The organism is Pseudomonas sp. EA_15y_Pfl1_P101, assembly GCF_963970835.1.
GTDB lineage: Bacteria > Pseudomonadota > Gammaproteobacteria > Pseudomonadales > Pseudomonadaceae > Aquipseudomonas > Aquipseudomonas tritici.
The window spans coordinates 247473-270019 of sequence record NZ_CAXAPA010000004.1 but is presented as its reverse complement, the minus strand read 5'-3'; the positions used below and the strand labels follow the sequence as shown (position 1 = coordinate 270019).

The window sequence follows — 22547 nt, the reverse complement described above, 5'->3', positions numbered from 1 at the left end:
TCAACTCGCTGGAATGGTTTGAAGATTGGCCGCCGGGTCACCGGCAGCCAGCAGTATCACTCCTTGGCCAGCTCAGCGACGAGCCTTTCCAGGGATTCTTTCGATGCGTTTGCCCGGTACGGCACTTTGGCTTCGTCCAGCTTCGCTTTCAACGCCACGATTTCACTCGCCTCGTCAGCCGGCGGTGCAATGGTCGCCGTCTTCAGCACCTCCAACTCTTCACGCAGCGCCTTAACGGTAGAGAGCAGGCCGTCGCGTTCAGTGGTCAGAGTGCCAACCGAGGTATGGATGGTTCCGAGCAGATCAAACAAGCGCAACGCCAGTTCGCCTGACTCGGGACGGTGAATCTCGCCAGCTTCCATGCCGCCAATCAGGATCTCGATCGATCCATGCTCAGCACGCAAAGCCGCAATGACTTTTTCGAGTTCGGCCTGGTTGGTGACACCAACCATCTGCACACGCTTAGCCTCCCTCACCGACACGTCAATACCGGCCGCTTCATAAGCGTCGACCACGTTTGGCCAATCGCCAATCACCAGCACGCTGGTAACACCGGCTTCAGGCTTATCGAAGTGTTCCGGATTGCGGTAGCGCTTCTCCGGGTCGAAGCCGTTGAGCTGGTTGCTGTAAGTCAATTCCATGTGTTTCTCCAAGGCGGCCATCGCTGACCGCGCGTTGAGTTTTTGGCTTAGCCGCCAGTTGCAGGAGGCGTTGCAGTCAGCTGGATCATCACGCCAGCGGTGACCTTGTTACTGCCCGCGTGCTTGACCCAATTGGCAGCGGAACCGACCGCAGCCAGGGTTGGGTTGGAACCGCCAGTGGTGGCTTTCCAGCTGTAACCCAGCACATCGATGTTCACGGTGCCTTCAGCGCGGTAGCCAATGCTCAGGTTCTCTTCGTCGTTCACTTCGTAGGAACGGAAGCCTGGGGCCTGCGACTCGGTAATGGTCACTGCGTTTGGCAGCAGGCCAAAAATCACGTCCGCCGGCGCGGTGTCGGTCACCAGTACAGGCTTGCCCAGCGTGCCCGGCAGGCCGCCGTAGATCACGACACCGGCCTCTTCGTAGATCTTGTTGGTGATCGCTTCGTCGACGATGTCGAAGTAAGCGCTGGAGTGCATGACCCACAGAGCGATCCGGCCGAACTTGTCGCCGAACTTGCGCATGCCGCGGGTCAGCGTCTTCTTGCCGTCGGTTTCGATGTTGGCCGAAACCACCATGTCAGCGTTGGAGCCGATGGCGGCACGAAGGCCAGCAGTTGCGTACTGGATGAAGCCTTCCAGGGTCGCGTCAGCAACGTCGGCACCGACGATCTGGGAGAACTCCTCGACCGGACGACCGCGGCGCTTGAACGCCTCTTCGGTGGTCTGGTACGGGCCGTACTTCCAGGGAGCCTTGACGCCGACAGCTTCGCCGGCGCTGATCTTCTTGGCAGTTACCTTGCCCTCAGAGTTGACGTCGCGGTGTTCCAGGGAGCCGTTCAGTTTGTAGAGGGCGCGCTTGCGGAAGTCGCCTTCGATCAGCTCGTTGTCGAGCACCATCGCGCCGTTGGACGATGCGTTGAACACATCCAGGTTGTCCTGGACACGCTCCAGGTATGCAGTTTGCGCCTCATCGTTATAGATGATCAGGTCGCTGTTGACAGTTGTAGCCATGGGTCTTTCCCCTTACTTGGGCAATGCGAGGTATGCGGTTTGGCCGTGCTTGCGCTGGAAATCGCGCTTCTGCTCGGACGTCATTTCGGAGCGCTTGAATGCAGCCTTGCCGCCGCCCCCGCCCGGGGCAAATGTCCCTGAAGCCCTTGGCCACAGATGAGGTGCGCTTTCACGCAAAGATTCCGCCCATTCGAGCGGAGTCAGAGGGGTCTTGCCGTCTTTACCGAGGATGACCTGGCCAGATTCATCAACGGCGACCGCATCGCCATCTTCGTTAAGGGTGAACACGCCTTTGGCGCGCAGGATGATGTCATCTGTCGCTTCAGGGAGCGCACCAGCCTTCAGTGCTGCACCGCGCACCGAGTCGCCCAGGACTTTGCCCTGGAACTTGGCCGCGAAGGATTCAGCCTTTTCGGCACGCTCGCTGATGGCTTTCAACTGTTTGTCGTAGTCGCCGCGCAGGCGCTCAGTACGGCGATTGAAGACCTCGTCGACCTTGCCCTCTGTCAGCAGCTTGGTTTCTTCGTCCTGGCCCGCACGACTGAGCAGGCCTTTCACAGCATCGATGTCGATGCCTTCAAACTGGGTTTCAAACTGAGTCAGTTTGCCGGAGGTTTCCTTCAGCTTGCCCAGCAGTTCCGAGTTCTTGGTTTTCAAGCCGGAAACAGATGCTTCAACGGCAGTCGCGATAGCGGCCTTGATTGCCGGGTTTTCCAGGTCGATTTCGTTTTCTTCTGCCACGTTGATGCACCCCTTGGGTTTGTTCGCCCGCTTTGCAGGCAATAAAAAACCGCCCGGAGGCGGCTGATTGAATTTGTTCGGTTAGATCCCTGCTCGCTCGAAGGCCAGCGGCTCCAGCCCCTTCATCTGCACCAGAGTCAGCGGCGCAAAGTTGCGATCAAGCTGCAGCTCGGCGAAGCGCTCGACGGTCAGCCCGCCCTCCCGGAACAGTTTGGCTCGAACGGGGCCGATGGCGACGTCCTGGAACGAAGCCGGCTGCTGCTGGAGCCAGTGGTAGTAATCAAGGTCGGCACTCACCTGCTGGCCGCCGTCTGCGCCCACCGAGGCACGCGTTGCGCCCTTGGCGAACATCGCGCTTAGCTTGGTCAGCAGAATGAAGGTGGTTCGACAATTCGGATGAAACGGCGGCCTTGGGCCGGAATCCACTGGAAACTTACGTTTGTCCATTGAGCGGCATTGCTGGCTGGTCTTGCTGTCCAGCGTTGCGACTATCTGGATATCCTCAACGATGTCCGCGTTGGCCTTGGCCACCTCCATCCGTGCCTGGGACGACACATGCTGAATCGCGGTGTGTACGACCGTGCTGGCATTGCGATTGGTGGTAGCGAGAATCCCGTCCTTGTACCCTGCGGCCTTGGTGCCTCGAATGTTCTTGATGATCTGGAAGTTCGTCTGTCCTTCGAAGAAGCCCTGCCGGATAGTTCCGGTGACACGCTCACGCTCGGCGCTAGTCCAGCCCTTGATGAAAGCCTTCAGCAGCTTCCCGCCGCCGGTACCGCGCACGCTGAGTGGATTCGTTAGCACGGCTGTGCGGATCGCGGCAGCCGTCGGCGCGACGACATCCAGCGAAACGCCAACCGGTGCCGACCTGGCAAGGCTGGTCGCCTCGAACTCAGCCTCGTAGTTGGCGATGCCCACCAGGTCGAGGTTCAGTTGCGCGCTGTAACGATCGAAGATGCCCAACAGTAGGCTATCTACTTCCTTCAGCAACGCTTCAAGGCGCTTGACGTTGTACTCGGTCAGGTCCGATTGGGTGAGCCGATCCCGAATCGAACGGTCAATCTCTTTGAGAAAAGGGGCGAACTTGCCCACCTCTCCAGCCTTGAGCTTTTCGAGGAAGACGGCGTGCCGGATGGTCGCGTCAAGTATTGCCTGGTTCGCTGCCATCTACTTTGCCCTCGTCATCCAGCCCAAGGCCATCGCCCTGCTCTTCCAGCTCGCCGTCGATCTGTTTGTCCGTGCGCTCTGGTGCGATCAGCCCAAGCTTGCGCAGGTAAGCCCGCAAGTCAGCCTTGGCGAATCCGCCGTTCTGCCACAAGCCAACCAAGGCTGTGATCATCTGCGGATCAGCCGAGAGTTCGACGAACTCCTGGTTCACCTGATAGGCGACCTTCTTGTCGGTGATGCCCATGTAGGCGCAGCACCACATGATGGCCCGTGTGTAGGCTTCGCTGACGTTCGCCACGCACCCGGCAAGAACTGACGTCGACGCCGACTGATCGCCGCGGGACTCTGTAGCGGTCTTGGTCGCAAGTGATGCAACCACCATCCGCGCGCCCAGCTCGATCATCATCTGGTTTTTGTCGGCCATGGCCTCCTTGACCAGGGTGTTGGGCGTGGGCTGCGCGTACCCGAATGCGCCCCCAACGGGCAGCATCATCGGGGCCCTGGAGCCAACGTAGATACCGTTTTTCTCCATCCAGTCGCGCCAGGACTCGTCGAGCCCACTGATCCACGGCTGGGCCTGGCCGCACCAGAACACGCTGTCTTCGTAGTCAGCGCTGTTCCGGTAGTGGCCCAGGTTTATCATGGCGATGTCGTAGAGAGGCGACTCGTCAATGCTCGGGTCGTTGTTCTGTGCACCAACAAAGGTAAACGGGATCTCCCTCAGTCGGCCGCCGGCACCTGTCGGGCGGAATTCTTCGGTAACCGCCAGTGGCCCGCCAGTCTCTGGCCCTGAACGGCGCCATACTCGACAAACGAAGCCGTCTTCCTCCAAGGCCAGCTCCCGGTACTGCTCAACCGTCTTGAAGCCGAAGCCATCAGGGATTTCCGGTGATTCCTTCAGCACCACCAGCGTCAGCACGCTGTGACCGTTCACCATACCAGTGCGCCAGTTGATGATTTCTTCGGCGCAGTAGGTGAGGATCACCGCATGCCCGCCGATACCGTCGTCCTGGTGATAGTCGACATACAAGCCATGGCGGCCAGCCTCAAGCACCTTTTCCAGCGTGCCCTGGGAGTGCTGATAGATGCTCACCCCGGAGCCGTTGGCGTTGTCTTGCAGGTATTCCAGCTTCGCCGGAACGGTCAGCGTCGGGTCTTTGTGGAAGGCCAGGCCAAGCAAACCGTTTCGGGTGTGGCCTGTGGCGTTCTTGAACACTGCGCGCTCACGGTAAGCCCGATTCCGGTCCTGATTCTCAGGCGACTTGTCGTGCGCGTTGATGTACGGCAGCCGATCGACAACGCGGTGCTGGCCCGCGCAGACGTCGCGAACGGTCGCCCAGCGGTCCAGCACTGCTGTGTATTCCGCCCGCTTGAAGGAGACGTCGTTGCTCATCGGGCGTATCCCATTTTGATAGCGGTGACCGGTTTGATGATCGGGTACTCGCGGTGGATGAAGTAGCCGCCAGCGTCGTTCGCGTGATCGATGCCGGCGGTTTTGTCTGGCTCCCCGTTCGCCCCCCACACCTGCTGCTCCAGGCCGTCGGCGTAGGTTGGGCATGTGAACGGGTTGACCAGGTAGCGGCGCTCGCCCTGCGCATTGCAGAAGACGGCGTTCATTGCGTTGATTCGGTCCTTCACCGGCGGGTTTGCCGCTGGAGCGATGACCGCGAACCCAGCCTGCTTGAGCATGGCAAGGTCGGTGATGCTTGCGTTCACCGACTTGCGCGAATCGCCCGAGGCATCCGGATAGATCCTGATTTCGCACGTCTTCTTAAAGTCGTTGCCGTCGTGCTGCCAGTAGCGCTCTTTGATGCGGCGGATCATGTCGGGCGTGTCGTAGCCGTCGATGAGCTCGTCCACCGCCCTGGGCAGCCCTTGGTCACGCTTGACGTGTGTGATCGCGGCCATCTTGCCGACGTTGAAGTCCATTCCGATGAACAGCGGCTCGCCTGGCTGCACGGTGTCGAAACATCCATTGAGCTTGCGGTCATACGCCGTGTAGATCGTGCCGGACGTCAGGTTGACGAACTGGCCTTTGAGGTACGCCATGATCAACTGTGGCGGATACGACTCCATCAGCGAGGCGATGTAGTCATCCGGCAAGTTCAGCTCGTTGTCGAACGTGCTGGCCTGCACCAGGCCGTACATCTCTTTGAGTGACGGCTTGTCGCGAAGCTGCTTCACGAACTGCAGGAAGACGAACTTGAAGCCTTCCGGCGTTGTGGTGACGTCCACCCCGTTCTTCAGCCCGGGCAGGTTGTACCGCATCCGGGCAATGATCTTGCGCCAGGCCTGCTGCGCCTTGACCGCGGTCAGAACGTCCAGCTCATCCACCAGGGCATGACCGATCTTGAAGCCTACAATGGTCTGCGGCTTCTCCATCGACCGACAGATCACAGTGCCGCGATACTGCCGGCCGCTGTAGATGTGAACCTCGTGGTTCGCCTGGTTGATTTTGGTCTTCAGCCCCCAGTCGTAGGCCACTTCATCCATGGTCGGATAGAAGATGTCGCGGATCTGCGGGTAGGTCGGCGCGAAGTACCCAGCGTTGACGCCGGGCCATTCCATGAAGTGTTTGCTCAGTGCCGAGCATCCCACCCAGGTCTTGCCTGAACCGAACCCGGCAACGAACGCACGAAACTTGTGGGGCAGCGTGAGGAACTGAGCCTGCGGAACGTTAAGGCTCGGCATTCGGCTTCCTCGCATCCACCACGTCGACCTGGATACGGGTCGGGATCACCGGTTCGTCGCCAGCCTCTTCCTTCCTGGACCGGTTGACGAACATATCGCCGGTTTCCTTTGCGGCCTGCTCAAGGATCTGCATGGCGAGCGGTATGTTCTTCGAGCTATCAGCTCTCTCGAAAGACCGATTCATGGCGCGAAGGCGGAACGCGCGGTTGGCGATCGGGATTTCTGCCGTCTCTTCACGGAATCGCTTACGGGTGTCCTGGAACAGGGTCACCCACTTCACGGCAAGCCCCTTCCCGGCAGACTTGGTTGGGTCGTGCGTCTCCACCTGCTGACGGCTCACCGCAATCCCGTATTCGTTCTTGACGGCCTCCACTACCTGGGACGGTGTGTCAAAGCACGCCAACGCCTGAACGATGAAGCTCTTCACCTCATTTTTCAGGTTCGCCATAGGTTCTCATCCGTCTAGAGCCTGTCAAGAATCAGGCCAGCTTGAGCAGACAGGTTCCGCAAGCCCTCGATATGTTCATTTTCCCCACCTCAGCGGGTTTGTTTGCAGCATCCACCAGCACCTGAACGTCAGCGCTTGGACCATAGCGGCGGACCACACCGACGAACTCTTCGACGTCGTGGCCCTGCAGCTTGATCTTCGGTGCACCGTCTTGGGTGAATGCTGGTTGACCGTACTTGTCGGTCGCGTGAGCCAGGTGGTAAAGCTCGTGTTCGATCAGGGCGCAGAACTCAAGGTCGCTGCACTGGGAGCAGTAGTCAGCAGCCAACGTGATGATGAAGGCCGGCACATCGCCGAACCAATCACGCATCTGTTGCTCCATCCGGGCTTTCTGCCATCCGCCTGCGCGGAACGCTACCTGTTCGGCCTGGCCAAGGACTGTTCTGCCCTGCTTCTCGAAGCTGGACGACGCCCACATGACACGGATGTCTGCATCCAGTAGATGGGCATGGTCTTCGTTGTGAATGCTGCCGGTTTCGGAAAGGATCTCGGCTTGGAGCCATTCCCACACTTCAGGCGCAGGAAGTAGATTGAGACACAGTGACTCGAGCAGATCGGCCGGCGGCATTGGTCTGCTCATCGTCATCCGCCCTCAGAATATTGGATAGGTTGACGCCAACCTCACCCCAATATGGGAGGCAAAGGCAGCGAATATTGCCCGGTTACGCCATCGGTAGAAAAAACCAGTCTCATCACCAATTTGTTTGGCGGCCGCGAGCTGCTTGGTGAAGTCTCGATCTGGATAGGTACTGCATAGCTCTAGATACCGAGCATTCATCTTGAGGAGATGGATCGTTATCTCGATGCGCTTGAAGCCGAGCCAGGCCGATATGACCAGCACTACGAGCGGGAGGAGCAGAAGAGTTGGCTCATTCCAGCCGAAGTTCGCGTATTTCTGCGTCTGCGCCAGGTAGGCAGACGCCGCCAAGGTTGCACCCAATACGAACTGGTCAAAGCTCAGGTTTCCTTTGTAGTAGTGATCATCTAGCGCTGTCACTCTTGGATCTTCAGCCATTGCTGCACTCTCCCTATTGATGGAATAGGGATGTTACCGTGCCACCATCTGGTGTGTCTGTGCATGGGCGTGACCGTGGAGCAGGCTGACGATCAGGCCCTGAGGCAAACCGGCAGCCTTGGCGGCGTCCACGGCATCAGCAATGGCCTTGTCGAGATCGCTTACCGCTGCGTTGATGTCCGAGCCCAACGGTAACGCGTGACGCAGGCGGGTGACGTTGCTCATGTACGCCTCGGAGAGCGATACGCTCAGCCAGAATTTCGGATAGCTCACCCATGGCGCCGGCTTGAGTCGTCAGTAACTCTTGCGACTTGGCGCTCAGTTCGCGGAAGCCCGGAGTTTTGATGAAGGCGCTCAGCTTGGCCAGGCGATCATCATTCTGCGCCTTCTCGCCGATCATCCGCTGGACGTGCGGCGGAAGCTGCTTAACTTGGCCGATCCCGATGTAGGCCTTCTCGAAGACATCCTTCGGGCTCCAACTGGTGTAGCCGTCTTCATACTGAACCTTGTAGCCTTCCTCCCCGTCTTTCGGGAATGGCCAGCCAGTGATCTGCTTGGTACCAATGTATTCTTGGGACATGCCGATTCCTCATGATTGCGCGCCACGATTTGGCGCATTCGAAAACGTGGCGCGGATTACTTGCCCCGGCGCTCGACACCACCAGGTGCCTTGTCACAGCTCATGCAGTGCTCGCAGTTCAGCGTCCGGCACAGCCAGGCTTTTACCGGCTGCCAGTACGTGACCATGAAGACATGCCGGGCTCCGGCCAGGGCCAGGGACACATGCAACGTCAGGCCGGCGCTGGTCGGGCCGAAGAAAATGTTCTGACTACGCGCCATAACGACGAAACCACTGATGGCGATGGCCGAGTAGATCAGCTTCCCGAGAATGCCGTCCCTCACCTTCCCGCTCAGTACGCACCAGGCTGCCCACAGCGCGATAAGGCCGCAGGCGATGGAGTTGATCAGTTCAAGATTCATGGTGGATTGCCTCCCCCGAACCGCTGGCGAATGAGCGCCCAGAGGTCAGCGGATTTAATGGCTCGATTGATGGCCGCCAGGAGCGAACCGCCGAATGCTCCCAATAGGAAGCCGATGCCAGCGACGATCTTCGGCTCGGTCACACCGAGGTAGGTGCTGACCATGCTCGTGAGGTAGATCGAGCAGGCCATACCGGTGATGAGAAAGATCATCCAGGCACGCCAGTCGTTCAAGTCGTCCTTGTGCCACCAGCTGGCGATCACAGCCCCAACGAGGCCCGCGATCAATAATTCGAACCTGTCGATCTTGTCGAGCAGGCGCTGTAAATACTCCATGCGCTCGACTCCGTGGGGCATGTTTGGAAATTGAATCGGCTCACACAGCACTCCCAGCTCGGAGCAATGGGTGTGACGGGGCCGAAAACGAAAAGGCCCGCACAGTGGCGAGCCGGAAGTTATCGCGAGCGGTGCAGCAGACCGCCAGGCATGAGTTCCTTGCGGATCACTGCCTTGATCTGGTCAGCGAGATTAGAGCCCAGCAGTTCACCCTGCTCTTTCAGATCCTGGCCAAGCTTGGTCTCGCCGATCTTGACGGCAATGTCCTGAAGGATGTCCGAGGCGCTACGCCCGTTAATGGCGAATCGATCAGCCAAAACCAGAACCTGCGACGGATAACCCAAACAGAACCCTGCGGCGTACGGGTGACCGTCAGCGCACCCCTTCACCCGCAGCAGCCAGTTGGCGACGAAATCCTTGCGGATGGTGGCATCGTTGATCGCGGCCTCGCTGATGTAGACCTGGTCGCCATCAACCTTGAAGGGCTTAGGCTGTTCAGGATCTGGCTGGTCCAGCTTGCCGATCTTGTACCGTACAACGCCATCGTGAATTACAGTCGTCAAGCCGTTCTTGATGCTGACCCGTGTGCCGGCAACCTTAGCCTTCTCCAGGCGATCGGCCAGCTCTTCCTCGGTTTCGAGTCGGGCGTAGCTCAGGAACAGGCGGGAATTGAACGACTCATCGCCGTAGCTCGCATCGAACTCTTCGAATTCGGCGGCATGGCGATACTGCTCGGGGACCTTCTGCAGCTCGGCCTGCATGAACTGGAGCAGGTTGGCGGCGTTCTTGGGCAAGTCGTACTTGCTCCAGCTGGCCACTTCGACCGACACCATCTGGCGCTCGGGCGCATTGGCCGCGCTGCCGAGGGTGCAAGAGTTAATCTCGAACTCACCGGTGAGGGTATTTAGCTTCCAGCCGGAAACGCCCGGCACGTAGTCGGCGGATTGAATCGTGCGGGACATTTGCTGTGCCTCATAACGAGAAAAGCCCCCGCATGTGCAGAGACCCTGAATAGGTCCCTCATCAGCGTGACAAGTCAGAGGCTCTGAGGGCTTGGGGAAATACATCCGGGAAAACATCCACTTGGGTAGCGGTTTTCCTCGGAGGTACAAAAAAGCCCGGCGCTTATGTCCGGGCTTTTTCTGTTGCTTCCAGGCGTATTCAGCAGGGGACTAAGCCAACGCCATCGGGAGCAGGCTTAGCCGAGGCCATTACGAAGTGGTTGCTGGATGCGCGCAGATTGGAGGCCAAACTCTCATCAGTGGCCTGGCTACCCGTTCGCCACATGGCGAGGGTCAGTTCCAGTCGCTGCATGGCGACACCCTGAGGCTCACCGATGACATAGGCGATTCGGTTGGCAGCATGGTAGGCGCTGGCGATCGGCTCGGCGAATGCCGACATGGAGAAACAGGACAAGCAGGCGGCAAGCGCCAGGCCCAGGTAAGCGGACATTCGCTTCATCATTCGGCATTCCTTTCGGTGGGTTTCTTTGGGCAATAAAAAACCCGGCGCGGTGGCCGGGTTTGTTTGTCGCTTGCATCACCTAAATGCGCAAGTACGACAGGATGGGTGGATAATGGCTCATTGGCTCACCGTACGTCAAGCGACTTCTGATATCACAAGGCCTTCTTGCTCAAGGATGTGCTGAGCCTCGACTAGGGCCAGGTCTACACTGCTCTCCAGTGCCTTACGAATATCCCGTCTCCATCGCTCCTGAGTCTTGATCGGGTGTGGCTCGTTGGACCAGTTGTCCATCTCATACCAGCCGGAGGGCAGGACGTTGGTAGACCGCTTCCCGTCCGCTCCCGCAAGCTTCGGTAGCGCCCAGGTGACGACAGCGCAGTGAAGGAATCGCTCGGGAGCTGGAGACCGCATAACCTTGGTCAGCTCCGCGATTGCTGCGTGTTTCCGCTCGGTGTGCGTTGAGAACTTGGCGACCAGCGCGCGCCAATGTGCCGGTGATAGCGACTTGTGCAGCCGACCGAACACCCAGCAGTCCTGGAGAAACGCAGCCTCCTTGCCGACGATCTCCCCCTTCTGCTTGGCGCACTGCACTTTGGGCTCGAAGTCGCAGCCGCCGGCGGAACTAATGGTCTCGGCCGCAAGGGCGCGAACTACTGCTGAAACAACGTTGCGATAGGTCATGCTGCAGCCCTCTTCAATTCTCTGGTCTTTGCCCGGTACTCAGCCTTGATGGCCTTGATCTCATCCACGGTGTACTTGCGCACGCTCTGGTCAGATTCCAGGGCGTCGACCGCCTCCTGGCCGATGCGAGCAATCAGGCCGATCCGATAGTCAACCGCGTTGCCGGAGAGGAACCGGTTGTCCTGCTTGCTCTGTGCGTGGCAGTTGCGCTCATCGAAGCGCAGGTGCGGAGCGGAGCCGACGCTGCGGTAATGACCGGCATCTACTGCATTACCGCTCCAGTCCAATGGATTGCCACTGGATATGCAGAGGTGGCCGGCGGCCTGGTCCCGGGCGCGGATGTACTCGTTGAATGCTTGCTGTGCTTCGCGCATGTGGTCGCCGCGGGACTTCAGCTTCTCCTTGCGGACCTTGATGTCCTTGCGCTCGATATCGGCCAGGGCCTTACGGGCCTTCGGCTCATGCCTGGGCGCGTCGATCATGGCGCAGGCTGGGCTGCACACCGCCTGCCCCATGCGCGAAGGCACGAATGAGGCCCTGCACGTAGCAACGCGGCACTTCTTCGGCTTGGGCTGCTTCCGCTCAATAGTCATTCGGCCTCCTCCAAGCGCTGGCGGTGAGCTTTCACAATCTTGTCGTGACGTGCCTTTCTCCGCTTCTGGTTGATCGGCTCCATAACGCGAAGGACTCCCCACAGGAGCGGGACCGATATCGGAAAAGCGACAAGCATCAGCAGTCGAATCACGAACGCGGTTAGTGCGAAGCCGAGGCGGTAGATACCTTTCCAGGCTTCCAGGTACATGTCCCTGTCAAGCAGTCCAGTGGCGGCCTGCCAAGCGATGTAGCGCATGCTGAATTTCTGGCTCATGCGGCCTCCTGGCTAAGCAGGTCAGAGAAGTAGACGCCCTGCGGAGCAAAGCGCGCGACGATGCGGTCGGTGTAGGCGATGCCCTGGGCGCGATTGAAAAGACTGGTCACCGGGAAGCCGTCCGGTCCGAACAGGTGGCACTCGCCCATCATGTCCAGCTTGGTTTCGTACGGGAGGTGGCGCATTACCCGGTACCACTCAGCCTGGAACCCGGAATCCTCGTTCAAAAGGATCTGCACGCCGATGTGCAACTTGCAGTACTGGCGGGCGTCGGCGGCGTCACCAATCTGGGTCATCTCGGCGATGCGCTTGTACATCGCGAACCAAAGGCGGTTCTGGTCCAAGGTGCGGTCCTTGCCAGGGCGCAGGCTCACCACCACAAAGTGCTTGTCCTCGAACATCTTGGACATGCGGGTGATGGCCTCAGTGAGCATGGAGCGGCAGTTGACGCTGATTCGATCAGTCATAACCGACCTCCTGGCGCGATGGTGCCTTCCACTCCCAGAACGGACCTTTGTTTTTCATGACGCCTTTGCGCTTGAGGCGCTGCAGAGCTTTGCTCACGTCCTCCCGAGGAACATTCAGTGCTCCCGAACAGATCCAGGCAGTAGCTCCGCCCTGCTCTTGGTAGTACGCGAGCACGGATTGGTCGAAGTCAGTCATGACCGCTCCCCTTGCCCATGGCGGCGTCGATGCCGCTGTCCACGTCTTCCTTGCGAAAGCGGATACCGGAAAACCAGAGCGGCACGCTCAGGTAGAACTGATTAATCGCCTGGCTTTTGTCGCGCAGCCACCGATAACGCGCCGCATCCTTTTCAAGCTGATCCTGCTCGGCGATCAGCTTGGTTCGAAGCGAATCGTTCTCGGCGATCAGGGCCAGGATGCCTTCGCGCGCCGCAACCATGAACTTCGCGAAATCAGCGGTACATGCCTCTACGTAGGTCGGCCCATCGTAGTCGTAGTCCTCACCCTCAAGACGGAATGGCTTGCCGTAGACAGAGTAAAAACCAGTCGCGCCGCCGCCTAGCGATTCGCCGGATGGGCCATTGAAGAACGGCTCGGTGTTGCTATCCCAATCCAGATCGGACGGGAAAGCCTCGGCCAGCCGCTTCAGTTCGGTGCGGTCAGTCATGGAAAGTGTCCTCGTGCTCAAAGTCGGCAAGGTGGTCAAGGAACTCTTCTTGCTCCTTGACTTGCTTTTTCAGCAGCGCCGCGCGGGAGGCTTTCCAAGCCCACCACGCGAAATGGAGGGTGCTGGTGCTGTAGGTGTCGTCACGGCGGCTCAGGTACACCGCCAGCACGGGCTCTTTAGCTTCCAAAGCAACAGCGGTCTCGAACTCTTCACGCATCTTGTCGATCATGTCCGCTGCTCCGCTGCTTCTGCGATCAATGCCATGCGCTCCAACTTGCGAGCCTGGAGCCAGGCTTCAGACGTGCGATCTTTCTCGCTGCCCTTGTCGACCCATTCCCACACCGGACGGCCGTTGCTGACCATGTAGGCCCGGTACATCTTGCTGTACTGCTGCTGGCGGATTTGCTGGACGCCACGGCCCTTCAGGAAGCGCTCGTCACCAGCCTGCGGTTTTGGTTTGGCCTGTGCGGTGCTGTATCGAATGCTGGTAACTGCCATGTCAAAAGCCCTCCTTGCCGCGCTGCGATTCCCATTCGAACGGAACGACGATCAAACCGCCCTCCCGCAGCCGGTCGACACAGCGGTCTCCCATAGCCCGGCCCAACTCTCCGGCGCCCAGGTTCGAGATGATCACCGTCGGAGCTTCACGTTCGTACCGGCCATTGATGATTGCGAACAGAGTGGTCAGCTCGAAGTCGCTCGGCTGCTCCTTGCTCACGCCGATCTCGTCCAGCACCAGCAGGTCTGGATTGATCAGACTGGACAGGATGTCCGACTCGGATAGTTCGCTCTTGCGGTCAAAGGTTGCCTTGATGGCCTGCAGGACTGCCCCGACGGTGCGGTACACGGCCGTGCGTGGGGTTTTGTGCAGCAGCTCGTTCGCCATAGCTACGCCTAGGTGCGTTTTGCCAGTACCGGGCTTGCCGATCAGAACCATGCAGCGCCCTACTTCGCGGATCTGGTCGAACGTGGCGACGTAGTGGCGACAGAACTTCAGGGCTCGGCGTTGCTCTTCGTGCTCGACCTGGTAGTTATCCAGGCTGCGACTCAGGAAACGTTTCGGGATCAGCGCGTCCCCCAGCTTGCGGGCCAGGGACAGGCGCAGTTCGTAGGCTTTCTCGGCCTTGGCGCTTTCCTCGCGCTCGATGGCAATAGCGCGCAGGCACTCAGGGCAGCCGCCCTTCAGCTCGCGACCCAGGATCACAGTGACCTTCTGGTCGAATTTCCCGTGTTTCTCGCATTCCGCTGGCTGGGTGCGGATCGGCAATACGCCGTCCGAGACGGATACCGTCTTCTCAGAGCGCATAAGTACCGTCCTCCCGCTGGATCAGGCCGGCGGTGTAGTCGCGTTCAGCGAAGCCGGTGTGGCGAGACTGGGGCGCCGGGACCGGTACAGATTCCGCCAGGCGCTTGATCACCCAGGACGCCTTGAAACCCTGCCAGCCAGAATTCAACGCTTCCGTGATTGCGTCGTCGGCGGTGATCCCGGCCTCGGCGCACTTGGCCAGCTCGGTGTTCACGGTTGACCAGACGGTGGCGGTCACAGCGGCGCGCTTGGCCTTACGCTGGGTCAGCCAGTCAGCGAGCAGTTGCTCAGGGACGTTGTGCGGGTTGTCGGCCAGCAACTGGGCCATGCCGAACGGAGCCTTGCGATCAGGCTTCGGTGGCTCGGTTTTTGGTTGGGGCGGATTAATCTCTTTCGAAGAAAGAGTTAATAGGGGTTCTTTCTTTGTATAAAGAAGGGAAGTTGCCGTTTTGGTCTCACTCGCATTAGGTCTCAGTGAGACGATTTGGGCTGAGTGAGACGTTTTGGTCTCAGTGAGATTTGCTGGCTTTTCTTCGTAAAAGGACCATTCGCGGGTGGGCGAAATGCCAATCTCACCGCGGCTACCACCAACGCGGTAGATGATCTTGCGCTCGAGCAAGTGGCTGATCGCCTTCGAGGTAACGTCGCGGCGCATGTTGGTCAGCTTGCCCAGGTCATCAGCAGTCAGGCGGCGTGTCTCGACCTGGAAGCCGATCGTTTGACGGGCAATAGCCATCACAACGCGAAGCTCTCTTGCTGGCAGATCAACTGTCGCCAGAGACTCCATCAAATTGTTGTCCATTCGGGTGAACCCCCGAGGGTTGTGTATCGGCAAAATGTTTGGCATGATTTCTCTCGCTTACAGCTGTAGAAGAAGCCGACCTCGTACGTCGGCTTTTTTGTGCCTGGAATTCAGGCGATTGATTTCAGTGCTGGCTTGCCGGCGAGCAAAGCCTCAGCCTTGCGGCGCAACTCCCCCGCCTTTGCTTCAACCTGGCGGCACTGCTTGGCGAACGCTGGCAAGTGCGGCAGGTCCTGCTCGCACATCACCTGGTCGTCAAATACTTCGCTGCCGGTGTCGATGACGTCACCCAGCGCGCGGATCAGCGCACCAAAGCTCTTGTTGGCACATTGGTCGCTGGTCATCTGGCGGGCACCGGTTAAGCCGTGGCGGCTGGCAAGTTCATTCAGGCAGTGATCGCGGAATTCAGGCTCAAGGGCGTTGACCCACGATTCCTCCAGCCAGGACGGCATTTCCTGATCGCCGTTCAGCCAGCGCTGCACACGCTTGAGCCAGCGGCTGGTCGCCTTCACGAACTCGCCGACTTCGGCTGTCAGTTCTGGCGAGTTAAAATCAGGCACTTCCTTCTTCTTGGCGCGATCTGGTATCGAAAGATGCAGTTCGCGGCTCAGCGCCTGGGCGAAGTCGTCCTGGCTCAAGCTGGTGCGCGCGATCTGGTTTTGAGCATGGGCGACCAGCACCTGATCACGGGTTTGTAAGGTGTGTCTGGAACTGGACGTTTGCATGGGCACTGCTCTCTTCTAATCTGGCTTCAATGGAACGGCGGACAGGGATGTCAGGCGGCCTGGGCCTTCTTTGTTGCCTTGAACTTGCCCTTGGAAAGAACCTGAATCTGGTACTGCCGGGATTCGGGAATGGTTTCCCCCCACATGGTCACTGCGCTCGGGCGGATGCCCAGGGCCAGTGCCAGCTTTGTCTTGCTGCCGAAGAATTCGGCGACTTCATGCGTATTCATTGCGCATCCTCGTTCGACTCTGACGCAATTTCAGCATGCTTAAGTTATCGAGTCAACGGCGTTTTCTGCCTACTGCATGCTTAAATTCAGTTAACTTAATATTGAGTCCATGGAAAGACACGAACGTATTGCCCGAGCCATACAGCTCAGCGGGAAAAAGAAGGGCGAGATTGCAGCGCTATGTGGTGTTGCAAACTCTGCCGTCACTCAATGGATCACTGGTGAGAGCAAAAGCCTCCGGCCAGAGAATCTATACGCCTTGGCGGATGCCACCGGCTTTGAAGCTGAATGGCTTGGAGTTGGTCGAGGGCCAGAGCGAAAAAGCGGTGAGACTGGAAATTTGGCAGATGCAAATATGCAGGAGCAGAAGTTTCGCTACCCGGTAATCAGCTGGGTTGCTGCCGGCGCCTGGTCCGAGGCTGTTGAGCCCTACCCGACTGGCTTTTCAGACACCTACGAGTTTTCGGAGTACGACTCCAAAGGCCCGGCGTTCTGGCTGACGGTCAAAGGTGACTCGATGACAGCGCCTGCCGGCCAGAGCATTACCGAAGGCACGCTGATCCTGGTAGACACTGAGGCTGAAGTTGCACCAGGTAAGCTGGTGGTGGCCAAGCTGCCGGACAGCAACGAAGCGACATTCAAGAAGCTGGTCAGCGACGGCGGTCGATTGTTCCTAAAACCGCTTAACCCGAGCTACCCAATCGAGGCCGTCGACGAAAATTGCCGGATCGTTGGCGTAGTTGTGCAGGCGCTGCAGAAGTTTTACTGATCAGCATCCTCGCCATGCCTAATCGCCTGGATTGCTGGAAAATCGAGATATCGCGAGCTGGCTAGCGCTCGCATTCACAAAGGAATGTGGTTATGAATGTCTTTCGGATAGCGATTCTGGTCATCGCGCAGCTTTTTGTCTCCGGCTGCTACAGCACGCCAAAAGAAAAAACTGAGTACGAAAAACAGATCGACGCAGTACCGATGCCTGTTACGGAAGCTGAGCGTATAGAGCAATGTCGCACCTTCAAGCTAGCCGCAGATCGCCAGCAGGCTGAGGATTTTTTGCAATACGCACAGCGTTCCAAGCTGGGCGCCTCGGATCCTGAATATACCGAGACTCGGGCTCTTAGAAATCGCCTCAGAGCCATGAAGTGTCCTGGGTATGGCTGGTTTTCCTGACGCTGCTGCCTAGGGTGAGCGAATGACCGCGTGGCGAAATCAGAGCTTCTGGAGCAAGGTTGGGGTCTGGGCTTGGCTGGCGTTCATGGCCGTCTTTACCAGCTACACCGGCGCGTTCTGGCTGGGTGATGGTTCATCCAACCGCAAGCGAGTCTTCAGCCCTGGTTTCTTTGTGCTCTGCGTTTTCGTGGCTGTGGTTGAGCTGATAGCGCTGAACCACTTCTATGGAGTGAGGGTGAGGTGAAGGCGGGACGAAACACGTGAACGAAATAACACAATCGGAATAAGTCATTTCAAATTCAGGGATGTGCAATGGTCGGTTGGAATGAGATGACTGGTGTTACCGGGCACATGAACATGAAGTACGAGGGGCTAGACGCCAACCGCCATTTACTGGAAGCCGGGCAGTATGCGAAGTCGGTGGATGGAGCATCCAGGCTATATAGACTCATCAGCCATTACTGCATTTATGGCGAGGTTTTGGCATCACGCCAACAGTCCGACATAAGGTGCTTCTCAGCACCTCCTAAAGAAGGATCTTTTGAGCAAACACTGGTTATACTTACAGGCATCACTCACCAGATGCCTGCTTTTGCGGATGTCTATAAAAAGGCATTCGACTGGTTAACCGCTCAGGTTCTGGCCTATGTCAAGAAAGCACTATCGGGAAACTCGGACGTGAAAGAGCTGGTAGAGGTCATAAGGGAGCAAGCTAAGCAGTCTTCAGACCTCAATCACGTGATGGCGAACGGGTTGATCAAGGCAAACGATAATGCCCATCTCTCCTCTGAAAGGCTGACTGAGAAATTGCTCGCGACGCTCCCGTTATTGGTTGAGGCAGCAAGGTCTCCCATGCGGAATGCCTTGGCACCAATTGGTAAGTCTTGCGATCAAATCACGCAATTTGCGGACTCCGATCATCCAGTTGAGATTACTGAGCCGGAGGCCCTAGCCATTCGATCAAATGGCGAAGTTTCTGTTGGCGATCCGGGCGACTATGTTATTTCTCGGATTTACGCCCTTAGCGTTGATACAGGGGTGTGCCGCGTCCAGATCGAAGGTTTTTCAGGATCTGTTCATGGCAAAATCACTGACGTCGCCTTGTCCTTTCCAAATAACGCATACACACAAGCTATGGGCAGTCACGCGAGCCTCAAGGTGCGTGCGCGTCCGGTCTTCAAGGACGGGGAGCTGCACAGGCTATTCATTACAGAAACTTGATTCCGAACAATCGAGGGCCCAGCCAAGCGCCGGGCTTCTTATTTTTGGATAGTGCCCTGCACTGCTATTGTGGCGCTCTCTGGACGCAATGGAAGCATCGAAGAATGGACTCATGGAAGACACTGGCGATCGCCCTGCTGGCATCGGTCAGCACGCAGGCCGTATCAGGTGATGGCGCCAACCCTATCGCTGCCGCGATATTTCTCACAATTTCCGCACCAACCATTTTGATTGGTGCGACCACATCTCTCACGACCGAGCCGCCAAAGGTTTTCAAGTCAGCTAAGACCGACGCCCTGGCCTTCATTGGTTCAGGCGGCGAGATTCGCGGCGCGGAGTTTGAGCAGGCGTCCAGGTACTACCGCACCAATTACAGCTCTCCACTGATGTCAGATATGCAGTTGGCCCAGGCTATAGCAACTTCCCGGTGAAAGCGACTTCCTAGTCGTGCCCCGCGGCGGGCTGCTCGTATCTGCCCTACCCTGGTCCGCCCATGCACTCGGCGGTACTGGCAAGTAATGTTCCCGCCTCCTTTACAAGTCTTACCCATTCGTCGCGGGTGATGAGCTCGGCAAGCTCCATCGCGTCAGCGCGCCGCAGCAATCCAAAATACTTAACCTCTGCGTCCACCTGACTTCCGGCAAGTGCAAACAGGTCTCTCCAAGCTGTCATAGCCAGTCTTCGCTGCGCCTCTCTCATTGAGGGCCCCTAATGGTGAGATACGAGAGTATGTATCAGGTTCCAGGGGGCGCATTCAGTATGATTGCACTATGGCGACCAATGGTGGCTGTACGCCATGAATGGCAGAGTGCGAGCTCAATTACGGGAGACATCCAATTAAGGGCTTTCTGCTTTTGCGACATCCTTTTCACCTGGCATTTACAGAACGAGGGGTAAGGTCGACCTACTCCTTTGAAGAATTCCCTTTAGGCCCGCAGATAAGCGGGCCATTTTTTTGCCCACGGCTATGCTTTCCATTCCCTCTACGGGAGACCAAGCAATGCCATCCCCCGAATACTCGCTCCCTGACACTCTCGAACGTCTCTACGATAACCAACTCGCCCTGGAGGCTGCACTTATGGAACTGAACTTGTTCGCCGAAAGCCAAGGCAAGACCGTGGTTGGCAGCAACGTGCGTGGAGCGCTGGAGACGATTGGCGAGAACGCTGGGCACATCAAGCAAGGCTTGGCCAAGCTGAAGGCCCAAGGGCCGGACTGACGCCCTACCCGATCTGATTCATAGCCCACTCATTGAGTGGGCTTTTGCTGCCTATCGATCGCCAAAAATCTACGTCACCCTCGGATCACCTCGAGGCGATCCCGGCCTGCATCTGTGATCGCATTCTCCCCTTCATCGCTGATGCGATAACGACCGGACCCCATCTTCGCAATTGAAAACCTGACCAGCCCGCTTCTGGATAGGGCCTCGCCTACTTCAAAGCTCATTGCCTGCTCCAGGTCGAAGATTTTTATCTCTCCGATTTTGTAGCGGGCAAACGCTACCAGGGCTGCATCCAATTCTTCTTTCTTGATCTGTCGAGCAACGTCCATTTGACCTCCATGCCATGAGTGTCCCGATCGGTGGTCTTCCAAGCGACGGACCGGGCGACTTGTTGAAGGCGGACCGTACTACGATCCCACTTAGGTCGCTACTGGCTTTCTATCCAGGCCAGTCAGTGAGCAAGCTTCTCTAAGCCTGCGATTTGCCTGGGGCGACCCTGCCCCCCAAACTCTCCGCCGACAAAAATATGCATTTATGCATGAAACTTCTTGCTCCCCTCTTGCCAATATATACCAGCCCAAATACTGTACACACATACAGTACTCGGAAGGAGCGGAGCATGATCCAGACAGCCTACCCCACATCAAAACCACGAAACTCCTACGAGCTTGTTGGCCGCCGCCTGCAAGGCTTGATCGCCTCTCCTCGGGTCCAGAGGATTCAGTTGGTGGAAGTATCCAGGCGCGACGATGAAAGCCCTGAAGCCTGGCACCAGGTCATCCAGGATATCGGCGACACCGCCGGGATCAAGATTGAGCATTTGCATGACGGCGCCGTCAGGATCGGCTGGCGCGAATACTGCGATTCCTAAATGAGCCCGCCAGTGAGCGGGCTTTTAATTGCCCGTTAATTTCAGCAATCTGAATTTATTTATTCAGCATGCTTGACACTTTAATTTCAGCTTGCTTAAATCCACTCCATCGAGTCACCCAACAGGGACTCGCCAGGGCCTCACGGCCTGAACCGCTCTTTAGTCGCACAGCTTCACCCTTGCCGGATCACCACCGGCCCAGATTCAAAGGCAGCGATGAACCGGCCTAAACGGTTCAGAGGGTTGGCAACTGACCCGGGCGTGCAGCGTAAAGCGCCAAGAACAGTTATCCAGCGGGAGAACAAGCCGAAAGGCCCGCGGCTGGAGTGACATTAGATTCAAGCCGGTGACCGACGCCAGTAGCGGGTCACGGCGGAAAGCATCACTGAGCAGCCTTCTTGCGAGGGCTGCTTGGGATGACAACCGAGGGCAAGACGATGAACAAAGTAATTCACATCACAGGGCGTGGTGAGCTGCAGGTATTTGCGGACGAGAGCCTGGCCGCCTGCATTCGAGAGGCGAACAGGCTCAACGCTGAGCGTGGATTAACCAGTGGCGTTCGTGTTGTTGAGTGCGCAGACGGCCATCGAATGACGGCGGCTGACTGCAAGGCTGCCGCATGACGGACCTTTTCACTGATGCCCATCCAGTGCGGTGGGCAGCGGGAAAACAACCGAGGGCAAGACGATGCGACCAGTAATGACGATGAAGACGATTCATGACTCCCTCGGGCGGCGACTCGAAGGGCTTGATGATGATCGCGAAGGCAAGTTTCACGGCTGGGGTTCTGGCTACGAGGAGTTTGAAAGCGGCCCAGGTAATTACACGGTAGGGATCGTCGAATTCCCTGACGGTAAAGTCGATACGGTGATGCCGTACCTGATTCGCTTCCTCGATAGTGATGACGCTCAGCAGAAGGCACTCAACGATTTCATTTCAGATCCGATCATCATCGGCTGAACAACCAGCGCCACGACAGCCTGTCGTTAACTGCCCGACGCCCTGGTACTCCCCAGCACCAGGCTGCATCGGACTGCTCTCCACCTTTCACGGCAGGCTTGAGATTGTTCAAGAACCTCCACCGGAAGCCTGAGAGCAGTCCGATGCAGATGAATGCCCAGGCTGGTGGGCAAGTGTAAGACCTGAGGGATCGCGGGAATCGTGGCCGGTAAAGTGAGTAAGCGCCCAGATGGCCACGGCGAGTCCAAGAATAAGCGGCTGAAACCTTCGCCCCGGTGAAACTCCGGTGTCACTAAGGCCGCTAATAGTCGTGCCGGGATCAGCTCCGGCCATCTGCATCACCCATTCAATAGGTGGCCACTGCCTTCCCTAGTGAGCGAACAGCGGAGGTATTCATCATGGACTAGCCAATAGCTGCCCGACGCCACATGCGCCCGGCAGGCTTGTACGTAAAGAGGGAAAAGCCCGGTTTCGACTGGGCTTTTTTACGCCCTCTAACCGGGTGAACCAACGAATGGAGAGAGTCATGAGCGAGCAAAGAGCGCCATTCCCAAGGTCGGCTGACAACGCCGACCAGATGAATTTGCCCGAAGGCAAAACCTGCGGCGACTGCGTGCATTGCAAGCGCTGCACCGCGATGTTCGGGCATATCCCGGCTGACGAATCGTGCGACTGGAGCCCATCGCGCTTTCGTGAAGCTGTTCCGGTCGCAGTCTCCGCCTAACCCCAAACACTGGAGGTCGCCATGCATAACTGTACTGAAACTCAAGCGGTGTGCCGAGGATGCGGCCTCAAGTTGCGGG

Annotated in this window: 37 protein-coding genes; 9 read left to right on the top strand and 28 right to left on the bottom strand. The window is 58.0% G+C overall.

Features of this window, described 5'->3' with window-relative positions; translation table 11 throughout:
- Positions 1–56 precede the first annotated feature (56 nt).
- From AACY36_RS08125 to AACY36_RS07995, 27 genes are all read right to left on the bottom strand, one after another.
- On the bottom strand, positions 57–641 hold the full coding sequence (locus AACY36_RS08125; protein ID WP_339419034.1) for a hypothetical protein: 585 nt from the start codon (positions 639–641) through the stop codon (positions 57–59).
- 47 nt (positions 642–688) lie between these two features.
- Entirely contained in the window at positions 689–1654 is a 966-nt protein-coding gene (locus AACY36_RS08120) for a major capsid protein (RefSeq protein ID WP_017528141.1), read from the bottom strand.
- A 12-nt stretch (positions 1655–1666) separates the two neighbouring features.
- Complete coding sequence (locus AACY36_RS08115; protein WP_029295015.1) at positions 1667–2395, bottom strand: hypothetical protein; 729 nt, start codon at positions 2393–2395, stop codon at positions 1667–1669.
- A gap of 81 nt (positions 2396–2476) precedes the next feature.
- Positions 2477–3562, bottom strand: a complete 1086-nt coding sequence (locus AACY36_RS08110; protein ID WP_339496931.1) for a minor capsid protein — start codon at positions 3560–3562, stop codon at positions 2477–2479.
- Positions 3537–4955, bottom strand: coding sequence for a DUF4055 domain-containing protein (locus AACY36_RS08105; protein ID WP_339496930.1), 1419 nt, complete (start codon positions 4953–4955; stop codon positions 3537–3539). The genes AACY36_RS08110 and AACY36_RS08105 overlap by 26 nt, the downstream gene beginning before the upstream one ends.
- Positions 4952–6253: a terminase large subunit domain-containing protein gene (locus AACY36_RS08100; RefSeq protein ID WP_089042296.1), complete on the bottom strand. Its 1302-nt coding sequence runs from the start codon at positions 6251–6253 to the stop codon at positions 4952–4954. The genes AACY36_RS08105 and AACY36_RS08100 overlap by 4 nt, the downstream gene beginning before the upstream one ends.
- Positions 6240–6701 carry a DUF2280 domain-containing protein gene (locus AACY36_RS08095; RefSeq protein WP_332847555.1) on the bottom strand — a complete coding sequence of 154 codons (462 nt, stop codon included), beginning with the start codon at positions 6699–6701 and terminating at the stop codon, positions 6240–6242. The genes AACY36_RS08100 and AACY36_RS08095 overlap by 14 nt, the downstream gene beginning before the upstream one ends.
- Positions 6702–6732: 31 nt before the next feature.
- Positions 6733–7341 (bottom strand): putative metallopeptidase, encoded by a 609-nt coding sequence (locus AACY36_RS08090; RefSeq protein WP_339496924.1) that lies wholly within the window; start codon positions 7339–7341, stop codon positions 6733–6735.
- Positions 7342–7353: 12 nt separating this feature from the next.
- The gene (locus AACY36_RS08085; RefSeq protein ID WP_339496921.1) at positions 7354–7776 is read right to left on the bottom strand and encodes a hypothetical protein; all 423 of its coding nucleotides are present in this window, start codon (positions 7774–7776) and stop codon (positions 7354–7356) included.
- A gap of 33 nt (positions 7777–7809) precedes the next feature.
- Positions 7810–8001, bottom strand: coding sequence for a hypothetical protein (locus AACY36_RS08080; RefSeq protein WP_339496995.1), 192 nt, complete (start codon positions 7999–8001; stop codon positions 7810–7812).
- Positions 7913–8356 (bottom strand): crAss001_48 related protein, encoded by a 444-nt coding sequence (locus tag AACY36_RS08075; protein ID WP_339497002.1) that lies wholly within the window; start codon positions 8354–8356, stop codon positions 7913–7915. Before AACY36_RS08075 ends, AACY36_RS08080 begins: the two co-directional genes overlap by 89 nt.
- 56 nt (positions 8357–8412) lie before the next feature.
- A complete protein-coding gene (locus tag AACY36_RS08070; RefSeq protein WP_099547976.1) occupies positions 8413–8757 on the bottom strand; it encodes a hypothetical protein in 345 nt (114 codons plus the stop codon).
- Positions 8754–9092: a hypothetical protein gene (locus AACY36_RS08065; RefSeq protein WP_003218335.1), complete on the bottom strand. Its 339-nt coding sequence runs from the start codon at positions 9090–9092 to the stop codon at positions 8754–8756. Before AACY36_RS08065 ends, AACY36_RS08070 begins: the two co-directional genes overlap by 4 nt.
- A 119-nt stretch (positions 9093–9211) precedes the next feature.
- Positions 9212–10054, bottom strand: a complete 843-nt coding sequence (locus tag AACY36_RS08060; RefSeq protein WP_339496918.1) for a hypothetical protein — start codon at positions 10052–10054, stop codon at positions 9212–9214.
- A gap of 199 nt (positions 10055–10253) precedes the next feature.
- Positions 10254–10553 (bottom strand): hypothetical protein, encoded by a 300-nt coding sequence (locus tag AACY36_RS08055; protein ID WP_339496917.1) that lies wholly within the window; start codon positions 10551–10553, stop codon positions 10254–10256.
- A gap of 138 nt (positions 10554–10691) precedes the next feature.
- Positions 10692–11237: a hypothetical protein gene (locus AACY36_RS08050; protein WP_339496916.1), complete on the bottom strand. Its 546-nt coding sequence runs from the start codon at positions 11235–11237 to the stop codon at positions 10692–10694.
- The gene (locus AACY36_RS08045) at positions 11234–11830 is read right to left on the bottom strand and encodes a recombination protein NinG (RefSeq protein WP_339496915.1); all 597 of its coding nucleotides are present in this window, start codon (positions 11828–11830) and stop codon (positions 11234–11236) included. Before AACY36_RS08045 ends, AACY36_RS08050 begins: the two co-directional genes overlap by 4 nt.
- On the bottom strand, positions 11827–12105 hold the full coding sequence (locus tag AACY36_RS08040) for a hypothetical protein (protein WP_339419013.1): 279 nt from the start codon (positions 12103–12105) through the stop codon (positions 11827–11829). The genes AACY36_RS08045 and AACY36_RS08040 overlap by 4 nt, the downstream gene beginning before the upstream one ends.
- The gene (locus tag AACY36_RS08035; RefSeq protein WP_339496914.1) at positions 12102–12572 is read right to left on the bottom strand and encodes a hypothetical protein; all 471 of its coding nucleotides are present in this window, start codon (positions 12570–12572) and stop codon (positions 12102–12104) included. The genes AACY36_RS08040 and AACY36_RS08035 overlap by 4 nt, the downstream gene beginning before the upstream one ends.
- Complete coding sequence (locus AACY36_RS08030) at positions 12565–12768, bottom strand: hypothetical protein (protein WP_339437058.1); 204 nt, start codon at positions 12766–12768, stop codon at positions 12565–12567. The genes AACY36_RS08035 and AACY36_RS08030 overlap by 8 nt, the downstream gene beginning before the upstream one ends.
- Positions 12761–13237: a hypothetical protein gene (locus tag AACY36_RS08025; RefSeq protein ID WP_339496913.1), complete on the bottom strand. Its 477-nt coding sequence runs from the start codon at positions 13235–13237 to the stop codon at positions 12761–12763. The genes AACY36_RS08030 and AACY36_RS08025 overlap by 8 nt, the downstream gene beginning before the upstream one ends.
- Positions 13230–13466, bottom strand: a complete 237-nt coding sequence (locus tag AACY36_RS08020) for a hypothetical protein (protein ID WP_339496912.1) — start codon at positions 13464–13466, stop codon at positions 13230–13232. Before AACY36_RS08020 ends, AACY36_RS08025 begins: the two co-directional genes overlap by 8 nt.
- Positions 13463–13735 carry a hypothetical protein gene (locus AACY36_RS08015; RefSeq protein WP_339496910.1) on the bottom strand — a complete coding sequence of 91 codons (273 nt, stop codon included), beginning with the start codon at positions 13733–13735 and terminating at the stop codon, positions 13463–13465. The genes AACY36_RS08020 and AACY36_RS08015 overlap by 4 nt, the downstream gene beginning before the upstream one ends.
- 1 nt (position 13736) lies before the next feature.
- Positions 13737–14543 (bottom strand): ATP-binding protein, encoded by an 807-nt coding sequence (locus AACY36_RS08010; RefSeq protein ID WP_339419002.1) that lies wholly within the window; start codon positions 14541–14543, stop codon positions 13737–13739.
- Positions 14533–15390 carry a replication protein gene (locus AACY36_RS08005; protein ID WP_339496909.1) on the bottom strand — a complete coding sequence of 286 codons (858 nt, stop codon included), beginning with the start codon at positions 15388–15390 and terminating at the stop codon, positions 14533–14535. The genes AACY36_RS08010 and AACY36_RS08005 overlap by 11 nt, the downstream gene beginning before the upstream one ends.
- Before the next feature lie 65 nt (positions 15391–15455).
- A complete protein-coding gene (locus AACY36_RS08000; protein WP_339496907.1) occupies positions 15456–16070 on the bottom strand; it encodes a hypothetical protein in 615 nt (204 codons plus the stop codon).
- A gap of 50 nt (positions 16071–16120) precedes the next feature.
- On the bottom strand, positions 16121–16300 hold the full coding sequence (locus AACY36_RS07995) for a Cro/CI family transcriptional regulator (RefSeq protein WP_099547985.1): 180 nt from the start codon (positions 16298–16300) through the stop codon (positions 16121–16123).
- 109 nt (positions 16301–16409) lie between these two features.
- On the opposite strand from AACY36_RS07995, the gene AACY36_RS07990 reads away from it, so the two are divergent.
- From AACY36_RS07990 to AACY36_RS07965, 6 genes are all read left to right on the top strand, one after another.
- On the top strand, positions 16410–17069 hold the full coding sequence (locus AACY36_RS07990) for a LexA family protein (protein WP_106578009.1): 660 nt from the start codon (positions 16410–16412) through the stop codon (positions 17067–17069).
- A 92-nt stretch (positions 17070–17161) separates the two neighbouring features.
- Positions 17162–17470, top strand: a complete 309-nt coding sequence (locus tag AACY36_RS07985) for a hypothetical protein (protein WP_339496906.1) — start codon at positions 17162–17164, stop codon at positions 17468–17470.
- Between the two features lie 22 nt (positions 17471–17492).
- A complete protein-coding gene (locus AACY36_RS07980; protein WP_339496905.1) occupies positions 17493–17714 on the top strand; it encodes a hypothetical protein in 222 nt (73 codons plus the stop codon).
- Positions 17715–17821: 107 nt separating this feature from the next.
- Positions 17822–18691, top strand: coding sequence for a DUF7946 domain-containing protein (locus AACY36_RS07975; RefSeq protein ID WP_339496904.1), 870 nt, complete (start codon positions 17822–17824; stop codon positions 18689–18691).
- A 104-nt stretch (positions 18692–18795) separates the two neighbouring features.
- On the top strand, positions 18796–19122 hold the full coding sequence (locus tag AACY36_RS07970; RefSeq protein WP_339496903.1) for a DUF2388 domain-containing protein: 327 nt from the start codon (positions 18796–18798) through the stop codon (positions 19120–19122).
- A gap of 569 nt (positions 19123–19691) precedes the next feature.
- A complete protein-coding gene (locus tag AACY36_RS07965) occupies positions 19692–19910 on the top strand; it encodes a hypothetical protein (RefSeq protein WP_339496901.1) in 219 nt (72 codons plus the stop codon).
- Positions 19911–19984: 74 nt separating this feature from the next.
- Here the strand turns inward: AACY36_RS07965 and AACY36_RS07960 are convergent, their stop codons facing one another.
- Complete coding sequence (locus AACY36_RS07960; protein WP_339496900.1) at positions 19985–20242, bottom strand: hypothetical protein; 258 nt, start codon at positions 20240–20242, stop codon at positions 19985–19987.
- Between the two features lie 290 nt (positions 20243–20532).
- On the opposite strand from AACY36_RS07960, the gene AACY36_RS07955 reads away from it, so the two are divergent.
- From AACY36_RS07955 to AACY36_RS07945, 3 genes are all read left to right on the top strand, one after another.
- Positions 20533–20784 carry a DUF1654 domain-containing protein gene (locus AACY36_RS07955; RefSeq protein WP_339496898.1) on the top strand — a complete coding sequence of 84 codons (252 nt, stop codon included), beginning with the start codon at positions 20533–20535 and terminating at the stop codon, positions 20782–20784.
- A 699-nt stretch (positions 20785–21483) separates the two neighbouring features.
- On the top strand, positions 21484–21744 hold the full coding sequence (locus AACY36_RS07950) for a hypothetical protein (RefSeq protein WP_339418978.1): 261 nt from the start codon (positions 21484–21486) through the stop codon (positions 21742–21744).
- A 526-nt stretch (positions 21745–22270) separates the two neighbouring features.
- Positions 22271–22468 carry a hypothetical protein gene (locus AACY36_RS07945; RefSeq protein ID WP_106804567.1) on the top strand — a complete coding sequence of 66 codons (198 nt, stop codon included), beginning with the start codon at positions 22271–22273 and terminating at the stop codon, positions 22466–22468.
- The last annotated feature ends 79 nt before the right edge of the window (positions 22469–22547 follow it).

What these genes read in the sequence shown, in the direction of transcription:
- AACY36_RS08125 (WP_339419034.1), bottom strand. Translation starts at nt 641, where the DNA reads ATGGAATTGACTTACAGCAACCAGCTCAACGGCTTCGACCCGGAGAAG.
- AACY36_RS08120 (WP_017528141.1), bottom strand. Translation starts at nt 1,654, where the DNA reads ATGGCTACAACTGTCAACAGCGACCTGATCATCTATAACGATGAGGCG.
- AACY36_RS08110 (WP_339496931.1), bottom strand. Translation starts at nt 3,562, where the DNA reads ATGGCAGCGAACCAGGCAATACTTGACGCGACCATCCGGCACGCCGTC.
- AACY36_RS08105 (WP_339496930.1), bottom strand. Translation starts at nt 4,955, where the DNA reads ATGAGCAACGACGTCTCCTTCAAGCGGGCGGAATACACAGCAGTGCTG.
- AACY36_RS08100 (WP_089042296.1), bottom strand. Translation starts at nt 6,253, where the DNA reads ATGCCGAGCCTTAACGTTCCGCAGGCTCAGTTCCTCACGCTGCCCCAC.
- AACY36_RS08095 (WP_332847555.1), bottom strand. Translation starts at nt 6,701, where the DNA reads ATGGCGAACCTGAAAAATGAGGTGAAGAGCTTCATCGTTCAGGCGTTG.
- AACY36_RS08090 (WP_339496924.1), bottom strand. Translation starts at nt 7,341, where the DNA reads ATGAGCAGACCAATGCCGCCGGCCGATCTGCTCGAGTCACTGTGTCTC.
- AACY36_RS08085 (WP_339496921.1), bottom strand. Translation starts at nt 7,776, where the DNA reads ATGGCTGAAGATCCAAGAGTGACAGCGCTAGATGATCACTACTACAAA.
- AACY36_RS08080 (WP_339496995.1), bottom strand. Translation starts at nt 8,001, where the DNA reads ATGAGCAACGTCACCCGCCTGCGTCACGCGTTACCGTTGGGCTCGGAC.
- AACY36_RS08075 (WP_339497002.1), bottom strand. Translation starts at nt 8,356, where the DNA reads ATGTCCCAAGAATACATTGGTACCAAGCAGATCACTGGCTGGCCATTC.
- AACY36_RS08070 (WP_099547976.1), bottom strand. Translation starts at nt 8,757, where the DNA reads ATGAATCTTGAACTGATCAACTCCATCGCCTGCGGCCTTATCGCGCTG.
- AACY36_RS08065 (WP_003218335.1), bottom strand. Translation starts at nt 9,092, where the DNA reads ATGGAGTATTTACAGCGCCTGCTCGACAAGATCGACAGGTTCGAATTA.
- AACY36_RS08060 (WP_339496918.1), bottom strand. Translation starts at nt 10,054, where the DNA reads ATGTCCCGCACGATTCAATCCGCCGACTACGTGCCGGGCGTTTCCGGC.
- AACY36_RS08055 (WP_339496917.1), bottom strand. Translation starts at nt 10,553, where the DNA reads ATGAAGCGAATGTCCGCTTACCTGGGCCTGGCGCTTGCCGCCTGCTTG.
- AACY36_RS08050 (WP_339496916.1), bottom strand. Translation starts at nt 11,237, where the DNA reads ATGACCTATCGCAACGTTGTTTCAGCAGTAGTTCGCGCCCTTGCGGCC.
- AACY36_RS08045 (WP_339496915.1), bottom strand. Translation starts at nt 11,830, where the DNA reads ATGACTATTGAGCGGAAGCAGCCCAAGCCGAAGAAGTGCCGCGTTGCT.
- AACY36_RS08040 (WP_339419013.1), bottom strand. Translation starts at nt 12,105, where the DNA reads ATGAGCCAGAAATTCAGCATGCGCTACATCGCTTGGCAGGCCGCCACT.
- AACY36_RS08035 (WP_339496914.1), bottom strand. Translation starts at nt 12,572, where the DNA reads ATGACTGATCGAATCAGCGTCAACTGCCGCTCCATGCTCACTGAGGCC.
- AACY36_RS08030 (WP_339437058.1), bottom strand. Translation starts at nt 12,768, where the DNA reads ATGACTGACTTCGACCAATCCGTGCTCGCGTACTACCAAGAGCAGGGC.
- AACY36_RS08025 (WP_339496913.1), bottom strand. Translation starts at nt 13,237, where the DNA reads ATGACTGACCGCACCGAACTGAAGCGGCTGGCCGAGGCTTTCCCGTCC.
- AACY36_RS08020 (WP_339496912.1), bottom strand. Translation starts at nt 13,466, where the DNA reads ATGATCGACAAGATGCGTGAAGAGTTCGAGACCGCTGTTGCTTTGGAA.
- AACY36_RS08015 (WP_339496910.1), bottom strand. Translation starts at nt 13,735, where the DNA reads ATGGCAGTTACCAGCATTCGATACAGCACCGCACAGGCCAAACCAAAA.
- AACY36_RS08010 (WP_339419002.1), bottom strand. Translation starts at nt 14,543, where the DNA reads ATGCGCTCTGAGAAGACGGTATCCGTCTCGGACGGCGTATTGCCGATC.
- AACY36_RS08005 (WP_339496909.1), bottom strand. Translation starts at nt 15,390, where the DNA reads ATGCCAAACATTTTGCCGATACACAACCCTCGGGGGTTCACCCGAATG.
- AACY36_RS08000 (WP_339496907.1), bottom strand. Translation starts at nt 16,070, where the DNA reads ATGCAAACGTCCAGTTCCAGACACACCTTACAAACCCGTGATCAGGTG.
- AACY36_RS07995 (WP_099547985.1), bottom strand. Translation starts at nt 16,300, where the DNA reads ATGAATACGCATGAAGTCGCCGAATTCTTCGGCAGCAAGACAAAGCTG.
- AACY36_RS07990 (WP_106578009.1), top strand. Translation starts at nt 16,410, where the DNA reads ATGGAAAGACACGAACGTATTGCCCGAGCCATACAGCTCAGCGGGAAA.
- AACY36_RS07985 (WP_339496906.1), top strand. Translation starts at nt 17,162, where the DNA reads ATGAATGTCTTTCGGATAGCGATTCTGGTCATCGCGCAGCTTTTTGTC.
- AACY36_RS07980 (WP_339496905.1), top strand. Translation starts at nt 17,493, where the DNA reads ATGACCGCGTGGCGAAATCAGAGCTTCTGGAGCAAGGTTGGGGTCTGG.
- AACY36_RS07975 (WP_339496904.1), top strand. Translation starts at nt 17,822, where the DNA reads ATGAACATGAAGTACGAGGGGCTAGACGCCAACCGCCATTTACTGGAA.
- AACY36_RS07970 (WP_339496903.1), top strand. Translation starts at nt 18,796, where the DNA reads ATGGACTCATGGAAGACACTGGCGATCGCCCTGCTGGCATCGGTCAGC.
- AACY36_RS07965 (WP_339496901.1), top strand. Translation starts at nt 19,692, where the DNA reads ATGCCATCCCCCGAATACTCGCTCCCTGACACTCTCGAACGTCTCTAC.
- AACY36_RS07960 (WP_339496900.1), bottom strand. Translation starts at nt 20,242, where the DNA reads ATGGACGTTGCTCGACAGATCAAGAAAGAAGAATTGGATGCAGCCCTG.
- AACY36_RS07955 (WP_339496898.1), top strand. Translation starts at nt 20,533, where the DNA reads ATGATCCAGACAGCCTACCCCACATCAAAACCACGAAACTCCTACGAG.
- AACY36_RS07950 (WP_339418978.1), top strand. Translation starts at nt 21,484, where the DNA reads ATGACGATGAAGACGATTCATGACTCCCTCGGGCGGCGACTCGAAGGG.
- AACY36_RS07945 (WP_106804567.1), top strand. Translation starts at nt 22,271, where the DNA reads ATGAGCGAGCAAAGAGCGCCATTCCCAAGGTCGGCTGACAACGCCGAC.